The organism is Sphingomonas sp. LaA6.9, assembly GCF_022601895.1.
Classification (GTDB): domain Bacteria; phylum Pseudomonadota; class Alphaproteobacteria; order Sphingomonadales; family Sphingomonadaceae; genus Sphingobium_A.
In genome coordinates this window covers 33038-55300 of the sequence record NZ_JAKVIO010000014.1, presented here as the reverse complement: position 1 = coordinate 55300, position 22263 = coordinate 33038, and the positions used below count along the sequence as shown (strand labels likewise).

Annotated in this window: 17 protein-coding genes and 1 tRNA gene; 12 read left to right on the top strand and 6 right to left on the bottom strand. The window is 64.7% G+C overall.

The window, feature by feature from the left end; all coding sequences use genetic code 11:
* Positions 1 to 13 precede the first annotated feature (13 nt).
* From MKI88_RS09410 to MKI88_RS09390, 5 genes are all read left to right on the top strand, one after another.
* Positions 14 to 745: a ComF family protein gene (locus tag MKI88_RS09410; RefSeq protein ID WP_241631088.1), complete on the top strand. Its 732-nt coding sequence runs from the start codon at positions 14 to 16 to the stop codon at positions 743 to 745.
* A gap of 49 nt (positions 746 to 794) precedes the next feature.
* A complete protein-coding gene (gene grxC / locus MKI88_RS09405; RefSeq protein ID WP_241631087.1) occupies positions 795 to 1052 on the top strand; it encodes a glutaredoxin 3 in 258 nt (85 codons plus the stop codon).
* A 13-nt stretch (positions 1053 to 1065) separates the two neighbouring features.
* Complete coding sequence (locus MKI88_RS09400; RefSeq protein ID WP_241631086.1) at positions 1066 to 1896, top strand: carbon-nitrogen hydrolase family protein; 831 nt, start codon at positions 1066 to 1068, stop codon at positions 1894 to 1896.
* Positions 1893 to 2345: a DUF1178 family protein gene (locus MKI88_RS09395; protein WP_241631085.1), complete on the top strand. Its 453-nt coding sequence runs from the start codon at positions 1893 to 1895 to the stop codon at positions 2343 to 2345. Before MKI88_RS09400 ends, MKI88_RS09395 begins: the two co-directional genes overlap by 4 nt.
* Before the next feature lie 35 nt (positions 2346 to 2380).
* A tRNA-Arg gene (locus tag MKI88_RS09390) sits at positions 2381 to 2457 on the top strand.
* Positions 2458 to 2524: 67 nt separating this feature from the next.
* On the opposite strand, the gene MKI88_RS09385 is transcribed toward MKI88_RS09390, so the two are convergent.
* Positions 2525 to 3451 (bottom strand): AraC family transcriptional regulator, encoded by a 927-nt coding sequence (locus tag MKI88_RS09385; protein ID WP_241631084.1) that lies wholly within the window; start codon positions 3449 to 3451, stop codon positions 2525 to 2527.
* Positions 3452 to 3549: 98 nt separating this feature from the next.
* Between MKI88_RS09385 and MKI88_RS09380 the strand changes: the two genes are divergently transcribed.
* The gene (locus MKI88_RS09380) at positions 3550 to 4293 is read left to right on the top strand and encodes an SDR family oxidoreductase (protein WP_241631083.1); all 744 of its coding nucleotides are present in this window, start codon (positions 3550 to 3552) and stop codon (positions 4291 to 4293) included.
* A 10-nt stretch (positions 4294 to 4303) separates the two neighbouring features.
* On the opposite strand, the gene MKI88_RS09375 is transcribed toward MKI88_RS09380, so the two are convergent.
* The 4 genes from MKI88_RS09375 to MKI88_RS09360 form a co-directional block, all read right to left on the bottom strand.
* Positions 4304 to 5056 carry an SDR family NAD(P)-dependent oxidoreductase gene (locus tag MKI88_RS09375; RefSeq protein WP_241631082.1) on the bottom strand — a complete coding sequence of 251 codons (753 nt, stop codon included), beginning with the start codon at positions 5054 to 5056 and terminating at the stop codon, positions 4304 to 4306.
* A 150-nt stretch (positions 5057 to 5206) separates the two neighbouring features.
* Positions 5207 to 8431 (bottom strand): autotransporter domain-containing protein, encoded by a 3225-nt coding sequence (locus MKI88_RS09370; protein WP_241631081.1) that lies wholly within the window; start codon positions 8429 to 8431, stop codon positions 5207 to 5209.
* A 213-nt stretch (positions 8432 to 8644) separates the two neighbouring features.
* Entirely contained in the window at positions 8645 to 9586 is a 942-nt protein-coding gene (locus MKI88_RS09365; RefSeq protein WP_241631080.1) for a LysR family transcriptional regulator, read from the bottom strand.
* 82 nt (positions 9587 to 9668) lie between these two features.
* The gene (locus MKI88_RS09360; protein WP_241631079.1) at positions 9669 to 10301 is read right to left on the bottom strand and encodes a TetR/AcrR family transcriptional regulator; all 633 of its coding nucleotides are present in this window, start codon (positions 10299 to 10301) and stop codon (positions 9669 to 9671) included.
* A 136-nt stretch (positions 10302 to 10437) separates the two neighbouring features.
* On the opposite strand from MKI88_RS09360, the gene MKI88_RS09355 reads away from it, so the two are divergent.
* The 6 genes from MKI88_RS09355 to MKI88_RS09330 all read left to right on the top strand — a co-directional run bounded on the left by MKI88_RS09355 (position 10438) and on the right by MKI88_RS09330 (position 21437).
* Entirely contained in the window at positions 10438 to 10818 is a 381-nt protein-coding gene (locus tag MKI88_RS09355) for a hypothetical protein (protein ID WP_241631078.1), read from the top strand.
* Between the two features lie 22 nt (positions 10819 to 10840).
* Positions 10841 to 12124, top strand: coding sequence for an efflux RND transporter periplasmic adaptor subunit (locus MKI88_RS09350; protein WP_407073326.1), 1284 nt, complete (start codon positions 10841 to 10843; stop codon positions 12122 to 12124).
* A 61-nt stretch (positions 12125 to 12185) separates the two neighbouring features.
* Entirely contained in the window at positions 12186 to 15353 is a 3168-nt protein-coding gene (locus MKI88_RS09345; RefSeq protein ID WP_241631077.1) for an efflux RND transporter permease subunit, read from the top strand.
* Positions 15354 to 15364: 11 nt separating this feature from the next.
* On the top strand, positions 15365 to 16795 hold the full coding sequence (locus MKI88_RS09340) for an efflux transporter outer membrane subunit (protein ID WP_241631076.1): 1431 nt from the start codon (positions 15365 to 15367) through the stop codon (positions 16793 to 16795).
* A 268-nt stretch (positions 16796 to 17063) separates the two neighbouring features.
* Positions 17064 to 18635, top strand: a complete 1572-nt coding sequence (locus tag MKI88_RS09335) for a hypothetical protein (RefSeq protein ID WP_241631075.1) — start codon at positions 17064 to 17066, stop codon at positions 18633 to 18635.
* Between the two features lie 78 nt (positions 18636 to 18713).
* Complete coding sequence (locus tag MKI88_RS09330; protein WP_241631074.1) at positions 18714 to 21437, top strand: TonB-dependent receptor domain-containing protein; 2724 nt, start codon at positions 18714 to 18716, stop codon at positions 21435 to 21437.
* Between the two features lie 54 nt (positions 21438 to 21491).
* Here the strand turns inward: MKI88_RS09330 and MKI88_RS09325 are convergent, their stop codons facing one another.
* Entirely contained in the window at positions 21492 to 22142 is a 651-nt protein-coding gene (locus MKI88_RS09325; RefSeq protein ID WP_241631073.1) for a 2OG-Fe(II) oxygenase, read from the bottom strand.
* Between the last annotated feature and the right edge of the window lie 121 nt (positions 22143 to 22263).

Here is a 22263-nt window from a genome sequence, read left to right as displayed (position 1 = left end):
GGACAAGGGTCACATGAGGGCGGGGTTGCGACTTTTACGATCGGTGGCCGATTTCGCGCTGCCGCCGCGTTGCCCGGGATGCGGGGCGGTGGTGGAGGGCGACCTGCGCTTCTGCCTCGATTGCTGGGGCGCTCTCGACTTTCTGACGACCGCCGGCTGCGGGGCGTGCGGAATTCCGCTCGGCAGTGCGGAGCAGGAAGGACTCCTGTGCGGGCGATGCCTGGCCGAGCCGCCCGCGCATGATGGCGTGCGGGCATCCGTCGCTTATGGCGAGGCCGCGCGCGGGATTGTGCTCAAGCTCAAATATGGCGCGCGCCCGGCGATGGCGGAAATCATCGCAAGCTTGCTGCAACGCCATCTGGAGCCGCTTGGCGACGATCTGCTGATACCCGTCCCGCTCCATCGCTGGCGGCTCTGGTCGCGGGGATACAACCAATCGGCGCTGATCGCGCGTGCGCTCGCGCGACGCACGGGCATTCCCCTGTCTACAGATGTGCTCGTCCGCAAACGCGCGACGCCGGTATTGCGCGGCCTTGGCGCACGGGCGAGGGCCAGGGCCGTCCGGGGCGCTTTTGCGGTCGCGCCGCGCGAACGCGGCCTCGTGGCAGGCAAGACGGTCTGGCTTGTCGATGACGTCCACACGAGCGGCGCGACCGCTAATGGCTGCGCCGCGGCGCTCAAGCGGGCGGGCGCTGCGCGCGTGATCGTGCTCTGCTGGGCTCGCGTCCTCAACGACGAATATTGACTTTGTCGCTTTGCGAACTCACCTCGGGGGTGAAGGAAAGCACCGAAGAATGGCGAAGATCGAGATATATACCAAGTTCCTCTGCGGCTATTGCACGCGGGCCAAGGCGCTGCTCAGTGCCAAGGGCGCGGAATTCGAGGAATATGACATCAGCATGGGCGGCCCGCAGCGCGTCGAAATGATCCAGCGCGCAAATGGTCGCACCACGGTGCCCCAGATCTTCATCGACGGCCGTCATATCGGCGGATCCGACGATCTGGCCGCGCTCGAGGCTGCGGGCAAGCTCGATCCTTTGCTCGAAGGCTAACCGGAAACCAGCCATGCGCGTTGCCATTCTGCAGATGACCAGCGGGGTCGATCCCGCACAAAATGCCGCGACTGTCGTTGCCGCCATCCGGGATGCGCGTGCGGCCGGAGCGGACATGCTGTTCACGCCCGAAATGTCGGGGCTGCTCGATAGTAATCGCGAACGCGCCGCTGCTAATCTGAAGGATACTGATTCGGATGTTGTGCTGGCGGCGGTCCGCGCTGCAGCCGCCGAAGTGGGGCTATGGGTTCACATCGGTTCGCTCGCGTTGAAGGGTGAACGCGCGGACGGCCGCCTCGTCAATCGCGGGCTTGTGATCGACGATACTGGCGTGATCCGTGCGCACTACGACAAGATGCACCTGTTCGATGTCGATCTGCCCACCGGCGAGAGTTGGCGCGAGTCGGCGGCCTATGCGCCCGGAGAGCGTAGCGTCGTGGTGGAGACGCCATGGGCGCCGATCGGCCTTTCGGTTTGCTATGATCTGCGTTTTTCGGAGCTTTACCGCCAGCTTTCCGGGGGCGGAGCCAAGATTCTGACCGTTCCCGCGGCATTCACGGTGCCGACGGGGCGCGCGCACTGGCACACGCTTCTCCGCGCGCGTGCGATCGAATCGGCATGTTTTGTCATCGCTGCAGCGCAATCGGGGACGCATGAGGACGGGCGCGAGACCTATGGCCATTCGCTCGTCATAGACCCGTGGGGAGAGGTCCTGCTCGACATGGGTGAGGGTGCGGGGCTCGCATTCGCCGACCTCGATCTCGCTCGCCTTGATGATGTGCGCACGCGTATCCCGGTATTGGCCCACAGGCGGCCGATCCCTGCGCCGGAAGAGCGCAGATGATCGTCTTCGATCTGCGCTGCGCGTCATCGGGTCATGTTTTTGAATCCTGGTTCGGGTCGAGCGCCGATTATGAGGATCAGCGTGCGCGCAGGCTGATAGCCTGTCCGCTTTGTGGCGATGCGGATGTGAGCAAGGCCGTGATGGCGCCCAATGTGGCACCCAAAGGCAATCGCGGTGGCACGGAAATCAGGCAACTCGCAACTCCCGCGCCCGAGCAGATGAAGGCTGCGCTCGAGGCGCTCGCACGCGCGCAAGCCGCAGCGCTCAAGGATTCGCATTGGGTGGGCAAGGATTTTGCCAACGAGGCGCGCGCTATGCATCTGGGCGAAACAGAGCAGCGCACCATTCACGGCGAGGCGACGGCTGAACAGGCGCGTGCGCTGGTCGACGAAGGCGTCGAGGTCGCGCCACTGCCGTTTCCCGTCGTGCCGCCTGCAGCGCGCAATTGACCCGGCGCGCCGGTCGCCCTAACCAGCGTGACGGAGCGCCCGTAGCTCAGCAGGATAGAGCATCAGATTCCTAATCTGGGGGCCACAGGTTCGAATCCTGTCGGGCGCACCATTATGAAGTACGCGACGTCGTCAGGCATATGCGGCTGCGCATGGCTGCGCGGGATAATCCGTCAATTTCAGGCTGATTCTGCAAAGGCAGCTGCGTGGCCGTGCGCCCGTGCATAGCGACCGGGCGGTTGCCCCGCATACCGGCTGAACGCGGTGCTGAAGGCGCTTGCCGAGCCATAGCCGATGCGTTCGGCGATTTCGGCAACCCCGAGTTGCTGGCGACGGAGCAGATCCTTCGCAATCGCCATGCGCCAGGCGAGGAGATACTCCATCGGCGGCAGGCCGAGGGCGCGCGTGAAGCGGTCGAAGAATGCGGAGCGCGAAAGTGCGGATTCTCTCGCGAGATCGGCTATAGTCCACTGTTTCGCGGGGTTCGCGTGCATCTGCCGGATCGCTGCCGCCAGTCTTGCATCGCCCAATCCGCGCAGGAGCCCGGGAGGTGCGCCACCGCCCTGCGTCGCCCTGAGCGCCTCGATGAGAAGCACTTCGACAAGACGTGAGAGCACGAGGTCACGACCCGGCCTCTGTTCGGCGGCTTCGTCGCGAACGAGCCGGACAAGTATCGAAAGGCGTTCGGCACCGTGGATGTGCACCACCGACGGAAGCAGCGAAACCAGCAGCTCCGCGTCGGGCGAGTCGAAGACGAAGTAGCCGCCGAGCAGACGCGCGTCGGGATCGCCGTCGGGTGTTCCATGGCGAACCTCATCCGTGGCTCCCGCCGCCATCTTCGGATCAATGAATTGAGGCGTGACCGGCTCGAAGCCCGACAAGGCGAAGCCGGGCGTTGCGGGCAGGAGAACGAAGTCGCCGGCCTCGAGTGTGAGGGGGGCATGGCCGTCGACGACGAGAAGGCAGCGGCCCTCGGTGACCGCGCAGAAGCTGGGCTGGCCAAAATCGGAATAGCGAACGCCCCAGCGGCCAGCCCCGCTGATGCCCTTGGTGAACACCGCACGCGGCTGGAGCAGCGCGATCACTTCGGACAGCGGATCTACCATATCAGGACTATGGCGAATAAAATTTGGATTTTCAATTATGGATAGTCCGGTTGCGCTGTCGCTATGCTGGCGTCATCGAAACCATTGAGGATAGCAGCATGAAGACCGTACTCATCACCGGATGCTCGTCGGGTTACGGCCTCGAGACCGCGCGTCACTTCTATGAGCGAGGCTGGAACGTCATTGCGACGATGCGTACGCCACGCGCTGACGTCCTGCCGCGATCGGAGCGGATGCGGGTAGTGGCGCTCGACGTCACCAATCCCGCGAGCATCGCCGCAGCGCTCGAAGCGAGTGGCCCCATCGACGTGCTCGTCAACAATGCCGGCGTCGGGTTGTTCGGTGCCTTCGAAGCAACGCCGATGGACAGGGCGCGCGAGGTCTTTGAGACCAACACCTTCGGCGTGATGGCGATGACGCAGGCGGTGCTGCCTCAGTTTCGCGCGCGCAAGTCAGGCACGGTGGTGAACGTGACCTCCAGCGTCACGCTGGCCCCGATGCCGCTCGTTGCGGTCTACACCGCGAGCAAGATGGCCATCGAAGGATTCACCGGATCGCTGGCGCACGAGCTCCAGGGCTTCAATGTGCGCGTCAGGCTGGTCGAACCGGGCTACGGTCCGACAACGCGTTTCGCCCAGAACACGACCATGCCCGTCGAAGCGATGATACCGGAGGCCTATGCGCCATTTGCGGGGTCGGTTCTCGAGTCCTTTGCGCAGCCGGCTGCTGTGACGACGGAGGCCGACGTGGCCGAGGTTGTGTGGGTAGCGGCAAATGACGAGTCCGGGTGCCTCCGGTTCCCTGCCGGTCCCGACGCCGTGGCGCTGGCTATGTCGAAATAGTTGACGGCGGTCAGTTCGCTCGCACTACCTGGAAGCCGGCGAAGGACTGCGACACGGGCATCAGCTCGATGCGGTTGACATTGAGGTGGGCGGGTTGGGTTGCGACCCAATGCAGCGTTTCAGCGATATCTTCGGCGGTCATCGGGTCAGCGCCCCCGTAGAGCGCATCGGACGCGGCCTGATCGCCGCCGGTGCGCACGACCGTGAATTCGGTTTCGACCATGCCCGGCTCGATCGAGGTGACGCGTACGCCGGTGCCGTGGAGGTCGGAGCGAAGCCCGAGCGAGAATTGCGAGACGAATGCCTTGGTGCCGCCATAGGTGTTGCCGCCGCGATAGGGGTAGGTGGCGGCGGTCGAGCTGATGTTGAGGATCGCGCCCTTGCGCGCGATCAATATGGGCAGAAGCCGGTGGGTGATGGTGACAAGGCCGGTGATGTTGGTGTCGATCATCTGGCGCCATTGCGAGAGATCGGATTCCTGCGCGGGTCCGGTCCCGAGCGCGAGACCGGCATTGTTGATCAGGACATCGATATCGCGGAAATTTTGCGGCAACGCGGAAATCGCCGCGTCGATCGCGGCGTCGTCACGCATGTCGAAGGCGCAGGCGTGAACCTTGTCCGCGCCGATCTCGCCCACCAGCCGCTCGAGCCGCTCCTGCCTTCGACCCGTCGCGATCACCTTCCAGCCGGCGCTCGCAAAGCGTCGCGCTGCAGCCGCGCCGATACCTGCCGTGGCGCCGGTGATGAGGACGGTTCCGGTCATATATGTTCCTTTCGTCGGGCCGAATCGCCGCCGATAAAGTCGGAGACGCCGCCGGATGCAAGGAAAACATCGAAGTGAAAACCATGGCCCACGCCGGGGGTTGTGGGGGGAACCGGCGCGGGCCATGCCCTGCAGATCGCTCAGCTCGCGCTAGAGGCCGATCTGCAGGGAAGCGCGGAAGGCAATCGCGGCGCGACCCTGTTGCTCTTCCGCGTTGAACTCACCGCCGAGGCGGAAGCCCGCATTGCCGCCGACAAGGCGCAGCGCGCCGATCCAGCCGCTTTCACGCTCCTCGGGGAGCAGCACGAAGTCCTGCCCACCCGCGAAATGCGCGGTGGTAGACCCGAGCGAGCCGCCGATCAGCTGACGGCGCCCGCCTTCGATTTCAGCACGGAACCAGCCAGAATCTGGGGTTTTTCCGCCGAAGTCATAGGCGAGGGCGAGTGTTCCCGACGCCGCGAACTCGTCGCTGGTGCGATCGTCGACGATCAGGTTGAAGCCCGTGCCGCCGCCCGTTTCGGTATAGCCGTCTTCCTTGAGCCGGTAATAGTCGAGCGACCCGGCAGGACGCAGGCTGAACCGCCCGAGCTTGACCTCGTAGGATGCGCCGCCCGAAGCCGACAGGAGCATGCCGTTCCATTCGCCCGTCGCGGTTCGCGAAATGCGTGTGTCACCCGTCCCGGAGTTGAAGTAGCGGCTGCCCGACAGATCGACATAGGCCGCCGACGCCCGGGCATGGGCGCGCAGCGCACCCCATTGTCCGCGCCAGTAGGCCGCAGCTTCATACTGGCCCGCCAGTACCTCATTGGAGGTTTCGCCATCGGCGTCCTTGCCGTTGAGATAGGCGAGCGAGACACCGAAATTGCCGGCGCCTTCGGTCACGATCTCGGCGCCGCTGGAAATGCCCCAGCCCGTGACGTCGTAGGCGCCTGTGTCGCCAAGATCCTTGCTGGTGCCCCATGCGACCTGCTGGATCCAGAATCCCCAACCGTCCTCGGCCTTGAAGGGGCCGTTGGGATCGGCGAGCAGTCGAGCGGTGGCGCGTGATCCCTGGGTAACCGTTTCAAAGACGCCGCCGGCATGATCGGGCATCATCTGGCGAAGCTGGCTGCGGAAACTGTCGCCGTCCGCGATGGTCAGGAAACTGTCGCCCAGCGGCTTGTCGGCGCGCAGCGCAGCATAGATCGCGTCATAGGCCGTGGTTTCCGAGCGGTTGAGGCCGAGTTCGGTCGCGTTCTTGCGACGGACGTTGAGCGAGATCTGCCCGGCGTTTGTATCGGCGGTCAGCGTGCTCGCGAACAGATAGGGCAGAACGGTGTCGGCGCTCGTCAGATTGGCGGCACCGGTCAGGCTGCCGGCGCGAACGATCACATAGTCGCCCTCGGCCGCGCCAAGACTCGACATGCGGACAAGCACCTTCGAGCCTTGCGCGAACGTGGCGTTGCCGATGACCTGATAGGTCGTGTGCGCACCGGTCGCCCCGTCGATGTTCACGCCGATCGCGCCGGTCGCACCGACGTTGAGCGATCCGATCGCCGCGGTTGAGGTGCCGGTGAGGTTGAGCGATCCGCCTGCGACATTCACCGCAAGTCCGTTGGCGCCCGCTAGCGTGCCGGTGAAAGTTGCTGTGCCTGAAATGGAGAGCGTGTCGGCACCGCCACCAAAATCGATGTTGCCCGCGTGGCTGGCGGTGCCCGCCAGCGTCATCGCGTCGGCACCTGCGCCGAACACGACATTGCCCGCATAGGTCGCATCGCCCGACAGATTCAGCCGGTTGGTGCCCGCGCCGAAGCGCGTATTGCCCTTCACCGAGCCGTCGGCGACCTCGAGCAGGTCGTTGCCCGAACCGAACACTATATCGCCCGCAATTGAGGGACCGGTGCCGGTCACCACGGTCTGGCGCACCGTTGCGCCGGTGGTGTTGGCGCTGAGGTCGATCGCGATGGCCTTGCCCGAATCCGCGGCGGGGCCCGCGACGGTGATGCCCCCCGTATTCTCGATGAGCGTGAGCGTACCGGAGCGATCGACGATGGCCGCCGCGGTGCCGTCGGTCCCGGAACGCGTCGCGCGGATCAGTCCGCTGTTGGTGATCTTGCCGACATTGGCACCCGCGTCGATCGCAATTGCGGCGACGTTGGACGTGGCGGCGTTGCCGCCCACACCGTCGATACGTCCTGAAACCGCGATGTGCGCGACGCTGGCTTCATTGCCGATGCGCAGTGCGGTGGCATTGGCGCCATTGGAGGTGGCGACGATCACGCCCTCGACCGTCATCCCGCCGGCGACGTTGACGGCGCCGCCGAGGCCGCCGATCACCATGCCGTTCGCGGCGACGTCCTTGTAGGCGCCGGTGCCGCTGATCGCGCCTCTGAAGACAATGCCATGCCCGTTGGCGCTGCCCGCGACCGCGCCGATGGTGATGTCCTCGGTCGACGACCCGATCAGCACCGCCGGCGCAGCGCCGATCGACGAGATCGCCGCCGAAGTTTCGCTGGCGTCGGGGATGCCGTCCTTGTCCTCGTCGGTGTCCTTGGGATCCTTGTCCGCCGGTGGGACGTCGAACAGGATTCCACCGCCGACATTGCCCGCGATGCGCAGCGCCGGGCCGCCCTGGAGGAGATCGTCGGCGTCGAGCTTGGACGTGTCCGAAGGCGGTGCACTCGAACGATAGCCCGTCGAGGTGATGCCGCCCTGGATGACGAGCTTGCCGCCAATGTCTCCGTCGAGCGCCACGCCGACGGCGTCTGCGCCACGGACCGAGACGGCGCCCCGCACCGCTATGTCGCCCGAGACATCGCCCGCACGAATGCCATAGCTGCGATCGCCCGTAACGGCGATCGTGCCACTGCTGTTGAACGTTCCCGTGAGCGCGCTGTCGATCGCGATACCCGCCGAGTCATTGCCCTCGACGGTGATTTCGCCGCTGTTGGTGATGCTGCCGGTGAAGGTGCCGCCGGGCGCGACGCGGATGCCGAAGCGTCGCGCACCCTGCGCCAGAAGGCCGTCATTGTCGCCATCCTTGTCGGCGTCGGCGGGCGCGTAGCTCTCGTCGATGATGATCTTGCCCGAGTTGGCGATCGATCCTGAAACGCCGGGCGTGGCGAGAATGCCCGTCGCATCGTTGGCGTCGGTGATCTGGACGGTGCCTTCATTCTTGACGGTGTTGTTGCTGTCGAGCGTGATGGCGGTGCCCGCTGCGGGCTTCACGGTGCCGGTCGACGAGACGCGGACATCATCGCGCGCGCCATTTGCGGCGGTGGAGGTGCGATAGGTTGTCGTGACCGATGTGCTGATGACGGTTTCGGCGAAGAGCTGTCCGGTCGTCGACAGCAGCGCCACGGGCGTGAGGCAGGTGGCAGCAAGCAGGCTACGCATTGGTGATCATGTCCTTGTAAGGCGGGGAAGGGCAGGCGCGCACGATCGTGCGGCAAGAGGCTCCGTCAGAGAGCGCGCAAGTGGCCGCAGACGCACATCCTGCGGACGAGCGCCTTGCGACCGCGCAAGCGCGGCTCAGTTATCAATTTCCCCTGTTGGCGGGGGTCATGTCAGAAGCCGGCGCGGAAGGAAAATGCCGCTACCGGATAAGTGTTATTCAGCGGCAACAAGCAACGGTTCGTCGCAGCGCCCCTCAGCATCAAGTGGCAGGCATTGCTGTGCGATGAGATCGATAAGCCATTGAATTGCTGGATCGTTATGGCTGCGAGTATGCCACATCAGCCAATAATCGAAGCCACCGAGTTCGGCTGGCGCGGCGATGACGTGAAGATCGGCACTGACGGCGGGATCGCGCGCGATGCTGGCGGGAAGCGCCAATACCATGTCGGTTTCCATCAGCAGCATCTGTGCACCCGCAAAATAGGGTGCGGTGGTCACGACGCGGCGTGCCAGTCCCCGTTTCGCCAGCGCGAGCGTGACCGGATCGTCGGTCTGTTCGTCGATGCTGACGCTGATGTGCGGCCAGGCCAGGATATCGTCGAGCGTGGGCGCGCTGGCCTGCATGGCAAGCGGATGATTGTGCCGGACGAGGCAGACGAACTCCTCGCGGATCAGATGCCGTTCGTGGACGAGCATCCGGTCGGGCTCGGCGCAACTCAGCACAAGGTCGACCTCACCCGTGGCGAGGCGAGCGACCACGTCGCCGATATGTGGCCTGATATCGAGGGCGACCCCCGGGGCCGCGGCCATGATGGCGGGCATGGCGGGCCGCAGCACCGAAAGCAGGCCGTAGTCGGCGGCGATGATCTGGAAGCGACGTTGAAGCGTCGAAAGATCGAGCCGGGGCGGGCTGACGAGACGCTCGGCCTCGTGCAGCCATTGCTGCACCGGGCCCACGAGTTCCTCGGCGCGCCGCGTGAGCAGCATGCCGCCGCGCGTACGCACCAGCAGCGGATCACCGAAGAGCTGGCGCAGTTCCGCGAGCGACCGGCTCATCGCTGGCTGGCTCATGTTGAGCTTCTGCGCGGCGCTGGTCACGCTTCGCGTGTGCAGCAGCATCGCCAGATTTTTGAGAAGGTTCAGATCGAAGCGCATGTCGCTTTCTTGCTGGAAAGGCGCACGAGCATTTCCTCCGCGACACATGAACGCAGGATAAACGATGGCGTTGATCGGCGAACTAATCCCGAGACTGTTGCCCGTCCGCTACATAGGCTGCGATGAGCGTCTCGGCTGACGCGACGAGCGTACGCGCTGGTCCCTGGCTGCCGAAGATATGATAGGTGCTGTACGCGCCCTCTATCAGCATCAATAGCCCGTCAGCGAGGCCTTCGGGATCGCGCGCGGGCAGGCGGCGGGTCATGTCGACAAGCCGTGTCCGCACCTCGACCTTGCACGATTCGGCCTTGGCCCGGCCCGGATAGCCCGGCTCGGGAAACTCGATCGCGGTGTTGGACATGGGGCAGCCGCGAAAGTCGGGCTGCTGCATCTGATCGGAATAATGGCGAATGAATGCGGTGAGCTGCGCGCGCGGATCGTCGCCTGCCGAGGCGATTGCGGCGTCAATCTGCGTCCATGCATCCTCGGCATATTTGTCGAGACACGCGGTGACGAGTTCATCCTTCGAGGCAAAGCTGCGATAGAGACTCGGCTTGGTGACACCCGCCTGGCTGACGATCTCATCGACGCCCACCGCACGGATGCCACGCTGGTAAAAAAGTTCCTGCGCGGTCTCGAATACCCGCTGTGCCGCATTTTTCCGCGGTTCCAGCGCATCCCCTTTGCACCCTGATAGGTTTTCTTTGGCCTTCATGAGCGGTTCATCCAAAAGTTTCGACTTGACGAAATGTTACTGAACGGTACGTATCACATCGGAACGTACCTGTCAGTAACATTCTTGTCATCTGATTCGGTCGCGTCAACGGCATAGCAGAACAGGGAGTTTTCCGATGGCATACCGTGCCTTCGACGAAGGGCTTTTTGCGCCCACCGCATTTGCGCCCGCAAAGGCCGCGCAGGCGGCCGGCGAGCAACTGCCTTTCTCCGCGCTCGAATTGCGCGTGATCGCGCTGTCGAAATCCGAGGGGCCGTCGAGCCTTGAGCCGCCCTCGCGGCTTGGCGCCTTTCTCGAAACGCTCTTCGCGATCAAGCGGCCCAACCCGCTCGCCGATCCGCGTCTGGAGGCGTTGCGGCGCTTCGCCATTCTCGCGCGGAGCGTGGGAGACCGGCTCGCCGACGCAGAGGTCAACGCGTTTCTCCGTGCGGGCTTTGATCGCGTCCAGGCCGCGTGGCTGCGACGCAATGTCCACGCACAAATCTTCGCCCGCTGACCGGGCAAGCTGAGGGATCACCATGTATCAGTATTTCAACAAGCCCGAGGATCGGGCCGCGCAGCCCGTTGACGCCGTGCCGGCAAATCAGGGCGGCAGGCGACGCCTGTCGCGGCGCGCCAAGGGCGGCATTGCCGCCGCGTCCCTGGGAGTCCTCGCGCTGCTGGGCCTCAAGGGCTTTGGCGGGCAGGAAGCCAAGGCCGATGCGCCACCGATGCCGACCGTGACGGTAAGCGCGCCACTCCAGCGCAGCATCGTCGAATGGGACGATTATGTCGGGCGCTTCGAGGCGAGCCAGTCGGTCGAGATCCGTCCGCGCGTTTCGGGGCAGCTCCAGGCGATCCACTTCAAGGACGGCGATGTCGTCCAGAAGGGGCAGTTGCTGTTCACGATCGACCAGCGGCCGTTCCTCGCTGCGCTGTCCGAGGCCCGGGCGCGTGCTGCCAGTGCGCAAACCCAGCTTGCTCTGGCGCGCAGCGAACTGGCGCGGGCGTCGCGGCTGATCGACGACGATGCGGTGTCGCAGGAAGAGGTGGATACGCTCCGCGCCGCTGCACGCTCGGCCGAGGCGGGCGTGGCGGCGGCGCGGGCGGTCATCCGCCAGCGCGCGCTCGATGTGGAATTCACACAGATCCGCGCGCCCGTGACGGGGCGTATTTCCGATCGCCGCGTGGACATCGGCAATCTCGTTTCCGCCAACGAGTCGATGCTGACCACCGTGCTTGCGCTCGATCCGATCTATTTCAGCTTCGACGGTTCCGAAGCGCTCTACCTCAAGTCGCTCCGCGAAAGGGGTGAGGGCAAGAGCGCCGGGCAGGGGGTCGAGATCCGCCTGCAGGACGAAGCGGGCTATAGCTGGAAGGGCAAGGTCGATTTCACCGACAATGCGATCGATCCCGGTTCAGGCACGATGCGCGGCCGTGCGGTGATTTCAAACCCCGATTATTTCCTGGCACCCGGGATGTTCGGCAACATGCGGCTTTCCGCCGGGGGCACGCGCGATGCGCTGCTTATCCCCGATGCCGCGGTGCAGACCGATCAGACGCGCAAGGTCGTCCATGTCGTCGGCAAGGACGGCAGCGTGGCGGTCCGGCCCGTCGAACTGGGTCCGCTGGTCGGCGGCCTGCGCAGCGTGCGTTCGGGCATCTCCGCCAATGACAAGGTGGTGATCTCGGGCGTCCAGTTCGCGCAGCCCGGCAGCAAGGTCGCCACGCGCCCCGGCAAGATCGCGCCGCCCGCACAGGCGGGTCCGAACCGATCCTTCTCGGCGCCAGCAGCGTCGCAGGCGACGCTCGCCGCGCGCTGATCCCAACCCCGTCCGCCGCCCCGTTCCCTTGCGGGGCGGCGGGAAAGAGAGAGAAAACGATATGCGCCTGAGCCATATCTTCATCGCGCGCCCGATTTTCGCGGGCGTGATCGCTGTCATCATCACCATTGTCGGCGCGATCGCCTTTTTCGGGCTGCCCGTGTCGCAATATCCTGACGTCGTCCCTCCGACGATCACGGTCAGCACGAGCTATCCGGGCGCTTCGGCCGAAACGGTCGCGGACACGGTCGCCGCGCCGCTGGAGCAGGAGATCAACGGCGTCGACGACATGCTCTATATATCGAGCCAGTCGACGGGTGACGGGCGGCTGACGGTCACCGTCACCTTCAAGCTCGGCACCGATCTGGATCAGGCACAGGTGCTCGTGCAGAACCGCGTCGCGCTCGCCGAGCCGCGGCTTCCCGAGGAGGTCCGCAGGCTGGGCGTGGTGGTGCGCAAGACGTCGCCATCCTGGCTGATGGCGGTCAATGTCTATTCGCCCGATAACTCGCTCGATCGCGCTTATGTCTCCAACTATGTGCTTTCGCAGGTCCGCGACCGGCTGACGCGCGTCGATGGTATCGGCGACGTGCAACTGTTCGGCGCACGTGACTATGCGATGCGCGTCTGGATCGACCCGGGCCGCGCATCGGCGCTTGGCATGACGGGCGGCGAGATCGTTTCGGCGCTGCGTCAGCAGAACGTGCAGGTTGCCGCTGGCTCGGTGGGGCAGCCTCCCTATGACACCGGCGCGGCCTATCAGCTCAATGTCGAGACGCAGGGCCGGTTCAAGGATCCGGCAGAGTTCGGCAATATCGTCATCAAGACGGGTGCCGATGGCCAGATCACCCGGCTGCGCGACGTCGCGCGCGTCGAACTGGGCGCCGAGGACTATGGCGTGAATGCCTATCTCTCGGGCCAGGATTCGCTGGTGCTCGGCATCACCCAGCGCCCGGGCACCAACGCGCTTGCCGCGGCGGAGGGCATTCTCGACGAGATGGAGGCGGCTTCGCAGAAATTCCCGAAGGGCATGACCTATCGGGTGATCTGGAACCCGACCGAATTCATCAGCAAGTCGATCGAGGCGGTGCAGGAAACACTGCTCGAAGCGGTCCTGCTCGTCGTGCTCGTCATCCTCGTATTCCTCCAGAGCTGGCGCGCGGCGGTCATTCCCGTGATCGCGATCCCGGTGTCGCTGATCGGCACCTTCGCAGTGCTTGCCGGGCTCGGCTATTCGCTCAACTCGCTGTCGCTCTTCGGGCTGGTGCTCGCGATCGGGATCGTCGTCGACGACGCGATCGTCGTGGTCGAGAATGTCGAACGCAATCTCGAACACGGATTGTCTCCGCGCGAGGCGGCGCACCGTTCGATGGATGAAGTGTCGATGGCGTTGATAGCGATCGTGCTCGTGCTGTGCGCGGTGTTCATCCCGACGCTGTTCATCACGGGCATCTCGGGGCAGTTCTACCGCCAGTTCGCCGTCACGATCTCGACCGCCACGATCATTTCGCTGATCCTGTCGCTCACGCTGTCGCCTGCGCTCGCCGCGCGGCTCCTGAAGCCCAAGGCGACCGAGGCTCCGGCAAGCGGCTGGCGGCGCATGGCCTTTGTCGGGGCGCAGCGCTTCAACGCCGGCTTCGATCGGCTGAGCATCTGGTATGGCGACATCACGCGCCGGCTCGTCCATCAGCCGAAGAAGATGCTCGTCACCTATGCCGGGCTCATCGTGGCAACCATCGGCCTGTTCTGGGTCACGCCGGCCGGCTTCATTCCCGCGCAGGACCAGGGCTATGCGCTGGCGGCCTTCCAGCTTCCCGCCGGCACCTCGATCGAGCGTACCGACGCCGTGCTCAGAAAGGGCGTGAAGAAGCTGCTCGAGGTCGACGGCGTGCAGGATGCGGTGATGTTCTCGGGCTTTGACGGCGCCTCGGGCACGCAGGCATCCAACGCCGCGGCCGCCTACATCACCTTCAAGCCCTTCGAGGAACGTTCGGGCACCGGGCGCACCGAGGCCGCGATCGTGGCCGACATGCGTGCAGCCGTGGCGGATCTCGACGACTCAATGGTCTTCGTCATTCCGCCGCCGGTGATCCAGGGACTGGGCGCTGCGGGCGGCTATCGCATGATGGTCCAGGATCGCACGGGGCAGGGCGCACGTGCGCTCGAACAGGCGGCGGGCGGGCTGCTCGGCAAGGCCAACCAGACTCCCGGCCTCGCCAATGTCTACACGCTCTATAATACCGCCACCCCGCGTGTGTACGCCGATATCGATCGCGCCAAGGCCGACATGCTGGGCGTGCCACCCGAGCGCGTGTTCGAGGCGCTGCAGGTCTATCTCGGCTCGGCCTATGTCAACGATTTCAACCTGCTTGGCCGCACCTATCGCGTGACCGCGCAGGCGGACGCGGCGTGGCGCGACGATCCGGCGGACATTCCGCAGCTCAAGACACGCTCGAATTCGGGGCAGATGGTGCCGATCGGCGCAGTCGCGACCTTCGAGGACAAGACCGGGCCTTACCGCGTCACCCGTTACAATCTCTTCCCCGCGGTCGAGATCGATGGCGAGGTCGCCAAGGGCTATTCGTCGGGCCAGTCGATCGTCGCGATGGAAAAGATCGCCGAGGATCTGCCCGCCGGTTTCGGTGGCGAGTGGACCGACATCGCCTTCCAGCAAAAGGCGGCGGGCAATACCGCGGCGATCGTCTTCGCGATGGCAGTGGTGTTCGTCTTCCTCGTGCTGGCGGCGCAGTTCGAAAGCCTGATCCTGCCGCTCGCGATCATCCTGATCGTGCCGATGACGCTTCTGGCCGCGATGGCGGGCGTCAATCTGCGCGGACTGGACAACAACATCCTGACCCAGATCGGACTTGTCGTGCTGATCGGCCTTGCAGCCAAGAACGCGATCCTGATCGTCGAGTTCGCCAAACAGGCCGAGGAGAGGGGCTCCGGCATCGTCGATGCCGCGGTCGAGGCGGCGCGGGCACGGCTCCGGCCGATCCTGATGACCAGCTTCGCCTTCATCCTGGGCGTGGTGCCGCTGGTGTTCGCATCGGGACCCGGTGCGGAGCTTCGCCAGGCGCTTGGCACCGCGGTGTTCTACGGGATGATCGGCGTCACCTTCTTCGGTCTCGTCTTCACGCCCACCTTCTATGTCGCCAGCCGGAGCCTCGCCGAGCGCTTCGGCCGGCGGCGGCCGCAGCAGCCTGAAGCGCTGCAGCCCGCAGAATAAGGAGACGTATTATGTCCCGCATTCGTTCAGCCGCCCTCGGTTTCGCCAGCCTGATGACGCTGGCGGCCTGCACGGTCGGGCCCGATTTTCGGGCGCCGGCGACGCCCTCCACCTCGGCAGCTGCGTTCGTCGGATCGGCGAGCCCGGTCGTGAACACCGCCGAGCCCGATACCGACTGGTGGCGCCTCTACAACGATCCCGTGCTCGATGCGCTGATCGCCGATGCCTTTGCGGCGAACACCGATCTGCGCATCGCCACTGCCAATCTTGCGCGCGCCCGGGCGGTGCTGCGCGAGACCCGCGCTGGTCGTCTCCCCGAGACGACGATCGGCGCGGGCGCCAGCTATGGCCGTGTGCCGTCGGAGCAGCGCGCTCCCGGGGCACCGACCGAGGACTGGAGCTTCGATGCGGGGATCAATATTTCCTATGAGCTCGATCTGTTCGGTCGTGTTACCCGCTCGATCGAGGCGTCCAATGCGGACGCCGATGCGGTCGCCGCGGCGCGCGACGCGGTGCGCGTGGCGGTCGCCGCCGAAACCGCGCGGGCCTATGCCGATGCTGCGTCCGCCGCCGAGCGGCTGGCGGTCGCCGAGCGCACCGTCGCGCTCATCGACCAGACGCTCAACCTGACAACCAAACGCTACGAAGCAGGGCGTGGAACCCGGCTCGACGTTGCTCGCGTCACATCCCTCCGCGATCAGCAACGCGCCGCACTCCCCCCGCTTCGGGCCGAGCGCGACGGGGCATTGTTCCGCCTCGCCACGCTCACCGGCCGCGCGCCCGCCGAGCTCCCCACCCAGGCGGGCGCGCGCCGGACCACCCTGCGCCTCGATCAGCCGATCCCCGTGGGCGACGGTCGCGCGCTGCTGGCAAGGCGACCCGACATCCGCGAGGCCGAACGCAGGCTGGCGGCAGAAACCGCGCGGATCGGCGTTGCGACTGCGGATCTTTATCCGCGCATCAGCTTCGGCGGTTCAATCGGGTCGACCGGTTCGTCGATCGGCGACATGTTCGGCGGCGGGCCGCTGCGCTGGCTGGTGGGATCGCTGCTGAGCTGGTCCTTCCCCAACCAGGAGGCCAATCGCGCCCGGATCGAACAGGCCGAGGCGACGACGCAGGCCGCGCTCGCCAGCTTCGACGGCACCGTGCTGCGCGCGCTCGAGGAAACCGAGACCGCATTGTCGCGCTATGCCAATGAACTCGATCGACGCACCGCGCTGACTGCGGCGCGTGAACAGGCCGAGCTCGCGGCGCGGATCGAAAGGGCAAGGCTGCGCGAAGGCAAGACGGACTCGCTCGCGGTGCTTGATGCCGAGCGCACGCTGGCGACCGCGGAGGCCGATCTGGCGTTGTCCGACGCGCGCGTGGCGACCGCTCAGGTCGACCTGTTCCGCGCCCTGGGAGGAGGCTGGCAGGAAGCCCGTCCGGCACAGACGGGCTGACACCGTTGTAAACTTATTTGTTCCGTTTTGTTTGCTTCTGACACCGGGGCCATGCCGCATTGCGGCATGGCCCTTTGGATTCCTGCGGCTGTGCGTATTTCGCGAAATAAAAGCGTCACATGACAGTCTCCAAAACGTCATCTGACTCGCACAAGGCCGTCATCAACCCTGTCTAGAGGCCGCTCCGGAGGGCGAGAAGAGGGGGCTTTGATTCGGCCGTTTTTCGCCAGCTCATTTTTTCAAACCGGATAACCGGAGCACTTGCATCATGGCCTCGATCAAACGGATTAGCTCGATCTTCCTCGCCGGCTGCGCGCTGAGCACGCTTGCTGCCTGTGGCGGCGCTGACGACGTCGCCTCGCCCGGCGATGGCGTGATCATCACCCCGACGCCGACGCCGCCCCAGACGCCAACGCCGACGCCGCCCCAGACGCCGGGTCAGCCGGCTGCATCGTGCCCCACCGGCTTCACCGATGGCGGCGTGATCGGCAGCCGTCGCGCCTGCCAGCTGCCCAGCCGCTTCACGCAGGATACCACGCTCCAGAACGTTCCGGGCGTCGCCTATTCGATCGTTGGCGCAGTCAATGTCGGCACTGACGTAGGCGGTGACGGCACCGCTGCCGGCGGCCAGCCGGTCACGCTTTCGATTCAGGCCGGCACCGTCCTCTTCGGTTCGGCGGGCAACGACTATCTCGTCGTCAACCGCGGTTCGCGCCTCCAGGCCGTCGGCACCGCGACCAACCCGATCATCTTCACCGCGCGTGCGAACCTCGCGGGCACCACGACGGACAGCAGCATGGGCCTGTGGGGTGGTGTCGTCCTGCTCGGCCGCGCGCCGATCAGCGACTGCAACACGGCGGTCGCCGGCGGAACGGCGGGTTGCCAGCAGGTGATCGAAGGCACGACGGGCTCGCTCTATGGCGGTGCGACCGCTAACGACAACAGCGGCACGCTCCAATATGTCCAGATCCGTTATTCGGGTTTTGCAATTGCACCGGGTAACGAACTGCAGGGCCTTACCCTTGGTGGCGTCGGCAACAACACCACGATCGACCACATCCAGATCCACAACAGCTCGGACGACGGTATCGAAATCTTCGGCGGTCGCTCCAATCTGAAGCATCTCGTGATCACGGGCGCGGACGACGACAATCTCGACACCGACCTCGGTTATCGCGGTACCATCCAGTTTGTCATCGGCATCCAGAAGCCGGGCGGCGACGGCGACTCGATGATCGAGGCCGACTCGAACGGCAACGAGGATGCGCTGCCCCGCCAGTACACGCGCGTTTCCAACGCGACCTTCGTTCAGAGCCACACCAGCTCGGGCGGCAATGCCATCCTGATGCGTGGCGGCACCGATTATGCGTTGCTCAACAGCGTCGTCGTCACGCCCCAGGCGTGTCTCGACATCGACGAGACCGCCGGCACGACCACGCGCGCTGCCGACGCCGCGCTCCAGGACCTCGGTGCTCCCGTGTTCCGCTCTGTCGTGATGCAGTGCGGTACTGCGATCCGCGCCGACGGCAACGAAGCGGCGGTGACGACGATCTTTGGCACCGGCACGAACAACAACAACTCCGCGTTCACCGCGTCGCTCGCCAATGTGTTCGTGAACGGCGCTGCTGAAACCGGAGTGACTGCGACCGACCCGACGACGTTCAACGCGGACCAGTTCGCCACCGTAAACGCGGCAGCGCCCAACCGCCTGACCGCAGTCACCTATATCGGTGCGGTGCGCGATGCGAACGACACCTGGTATGCGGGTTGGACCTGCACGTCGGGCTACGCGAACTTCGGTGCCACGAGCGCCGCGTGCACGGCCATTCCCACCACCTGATCGCCACCATTGCTTCGGGAGGTGGCGACCGCGGTCGTTACCCCCCGTTTTCCGATTTTGAGACCCGGGGGAATCGCCATGAGAAAACCCATCACCTTCGGAGGTTTGCTCCTCCTGACATCCGCGCTTGTCGCTCCTTCGGCGATCGCGCAAAATACCGACCAGACCCCCGGCACGACGACGCAGGACGCCCCGGCCGCCGAGACCGCTGAAGCGCCCCAGGAAGAGGTTGACGTTTCGACAACGGGTGCGGGTCTTGACGCCGACGAGATCGTTGTCACCGGCCGCTACATTCCCGAGCCCGTTCGCGCTACGCCCGAGGTGGTCTCTGTCCTTTCGACCGCCGACATTCAACGCACGGGCGAGGGCGACATCGCGGGCGCGCTCCAGCGCGTCACCGGCCTCAGCGTCGTCGGCAACGGCTATGTGTTCGTGCGCGGTCTTGGCGATCGTTATTCACTGGCACTGCTCAATGGTTCGCCGCTTCCCAGCCCCGAGCCTTTGAAGCGCGTCGTGCCGCTCGACATCTTCCCGACGAACGTGATCGCCAGCTCGCTCGTGCAGAAGAGCTATTCGGTCAATTATCCCGGCGAGTTCGGCGGCGGCGTGATCAACCTCACGACCAAAGCGGTTCCCGACGAGCCCTTCCTCACCGTCGGTGTCACAGGCAGCGTCGACAGCGAGACCACTGGCCACCTTGGCTATACCTATTACGGCAGCGATACCGACTGGACTGGTTTCGATGATGGCACGCGCGATTTCCCGTCGGCGCTGAAGAACGCGGTCGTCTCCAACAGCTTCTCCGGCACGACAGATGCGCAGCGGCGCGATTTCGCAGCCAGCCTTGTCAATGCGCCGACCACGCTGCTCCAGCGCAACAACGACATTCCCGCCAATTTCTCGACCGAGATCAGCGCAGGCGCGTCCAGAGACTTCCTCGACGATGGCGAGATCGGCTTCATCTTCGGTGGGGGCTACAGCAATACCTGGCGTACACGCGACGCGCTTCAGCAGACGTCGAACGATCCCGAACTTGCGGGGATCCCGCAGGAGAGCTTCCGCGCGGTCATCACCGACAACCGGATCGTCGTGAACGCGCTGCTCGGCATCGGCGCCGAGTTCGGCGACCACAAGGTGCGCTGGACCAACGCCTATATCCGCGACACGCTGAAGCAGGGGCGTCTGGCCTCGGGCTTCAATCGCAACGTGGCGGATCAGGATCCTTCGCTGCCCGACTCGCTCAAGGAACAGAACACCTATTGGTTCGAGCGCCAGCTGATCGACACGCAACTCGTCGGTGAGTTCAAGTTCGACGACCTGAGCATCGATTTCCGCGGCACCTATGCCAACTCTCAGCGGGAATCGCCCTATGAGCGTTCGATCGGCTATTTCTATCTCGGGGATGGCGATCCGACGACCAAGGGCAACGGGGATGTCGACGATTACGTAAACAACCTTTCCTCGAGCGGCCAGTTTTCGACGATCGCGTTCAGCGACCTCAGCGAGGACGTCTACGCCGCGGGCGCCGATGTCGGGTACAAGCTGCCTACCGCCATGCCCGTCACGGTCTCTGCCGGCTACAACTACTCGATGACGCGCCGCGATGCGTCGCGCTTCCAGTTCCAGTATTTCCGGCCCGATGGTGCATTGCCGCTCGATGTTTCGCAGGAACGGCCCGACTATCTGCTGTCGGACTACAATATCTACACCTACAACATCCAGCTTCGTGACATTTCGGGCGCCGAAGGTACCGCTGCATATAATGCAGACCTAGAGGTCAATGCGGGCTATGCGCAGGCCGAGGCGGAACTGATGGATGGCCTCCGGACGACCATGGGCGTGCGTTATGAGGACGGCAAGCAGCGTGTCCGGCCTGTCGGTTCCAGCCTGAGCGCGACGCAGATCAACAATGACTATTGGCTCCCTGCGGCGACAATTACGTGGAACTTCGCCGAGGACATGCAGCTTCGCCTGCATGGCTCGAAGACAATCGCGCGCCCGCAGTTTCGCGAACTGGCGCCGCAGCTCTACCAGGACTTCGAATCCGATCGCGAGTTCACGGGCAACCCGTTCCTCGTCGACAGCGAATTGCTCAACTTCGAAGGCCGCTACGAATATTATTTCGGCCGGGGCGAGCGTCTGACGGTTGCCGGTTTCTACAAGGAAATCGACAATCCGATCGAGGCAGCAGCGTTCTTCGCGGGTGGCGGCCAGTTGCGCACGGGCTTCGCCAATGCGCCCAAGGCCGAGCTCTACGGCGCGGAGATCGAGTTCCAGAAATACTTTCCGCTCGACACGCTGGGGGGCGACTTTTTCGCGACGCGTCGTCTGCTCCTGATCGGCAACTACACCTACACCAGTTCGAAGATCAAAGCCGATGACTCGCTCGTGATCGGCCCTGATCTGCAGCCAGTGCAGGCCGATCTGCTGTTCCGCGACGGCGCACCCATGGTGGGCCAGTCGGATCACCTCGCCAACCTGCAGATCGGCATCGAGGATACCGAGACGCTGTCGCAGGCGACGGTGCTGCTGACCTATGCCAGCGAGCGCGTCACGAACCGTGGCCCGATCCAGGGCGTGAACCGCCAGCCCGACATCATCGAAAAGCCGGGCTTCCGCCTCGACTTCGTTGCGCGCGAAGCCGTTGAATTCCTCGGCCAGCCGATGGAAATCAAGTTCGAGGCGCGCAACCTGACCGGCCAGAAATATGAGGAGTTCCAGAAATTCGGCGACAACCGGATCGACGTGAACACCTATGATCTCGGCCGCACCTTCTCGCTTGGCGTCGAGCTCAAGTTCTGAAGACTTGCTGACTGAAGGGAAAGGGGCCTCTTCCGAAAGGAAGGGGCCCTTTTTCTATCTGGGCCAGGGCCGTTCGCGGAACCACTTGGTGATGATGTATTTGGTGCCCATCCGCACCTTCATGCCGTGATGGATGGTCGAGGGGTTGGGCGATCCGTCGGGGCGCAGGTTGTTCCAGCACAGCAGCTTTCCCGTCTCGGGCTGGATGATCTTGTCTATCGCCTTGAAGCGCGTCGCACCGCCGGCATCGGGTTCGTTCAGGTACAGCATCGAGGTCCATGTCCTCTGGCCTGAGACCTCGCAATATTTCAGAAAATCCTCCCCGCGCGGCTCGAAATAGTCGGTGTGCGCCTTGAATTCCTGACCTGTGGCGTAGCGCTGCCCCTGAACCGGCTCCCCGAATTGCGGCTCGATTCCCAGCAAGTCGCAGATCATCGCGTCGAGTTCGGCAACGACGGGATCATTCCAGTCGAGATCGCAGGTCTCGCTGGTCCGGTAGCTCGCGTCGCCATCATGGTCCGCCAGCGTCGAGGGACGTCGGCGTTCATCAATCCGCGCGATGATCTGGGCGCAGCGATCCTTGTCGAGAAAGCCTTTGCGGATGAACAGGTTGAGTTTCGGGGTGGGCACGCGTTGCACTTGCGGCTGCGCTGCGAGATGGTCGGTCGAACTGGAGCCGACGCCGTTGCGGATGATGGTCGCCATGCTCGATCTTAAGCCGGGACGAGCCTCCGAATTCAAGAGGCTGGGCGGAAATCGCGATGAATTACGGAGTAAGCCCGCAGAAGGAGTTGCCGAGTGTCACATTGTGGCAATAAGAGCGTCA